Genomic DNA, 300 nt, shown 5'->3' with positions numbered 1-300 from the left:
GCCGAACCGGTCAGCTCACCGCGCGGCTCGGCGACGACGGTCTCGTCGTCGGCCGGGGCCGGTGCGGGTGCGGCGTCGGTGACGGTGGTGTCGGCCGTGGCCGGCACGGAGACTCCGGTGGACCCGGCGGCCGCGCCGTCGTCACCCTTCGGGCTTCTGCCCGCGGCGACGGCCGCGGCACCCGCGGCGGCGTCGACGCGCGCGGTGTCGCCGGAGCCGTCCCGGTCCCCGGCACGGTCGGAGCCGTTGCGGTGTCCGGAGCCGTTGCGGTCGGGAGCGTGGCGGTCGGCGTCGTGGCGG

The 300-nt window shown here is 79.7% G+C and carries 1 protein-coding gene; it reads right to left on the bottom strand.

The features are described from left to right. Positions 1-300 (bottom strand): hypothetical protein (locus tag GTW08_RS10725; protein WP_202416979.1); only part of this gene is annotated, 300 nt, incomplete at both ends.

The organism is Pseudonocardia sp. SID8383, assembly GCF_009864975.1.
Classification (GTDB): Bacteria; Actinomycetota; Actinomycetes; order Mycobacteriales; family Pseudonocardiaceae; genus Pseudonocardia; species Pseudonocardia alni.
Note: the sequence above shows the minus strand (reverse complement) of the source record. Positions and strands in the feature narration are given on the sequence as shown.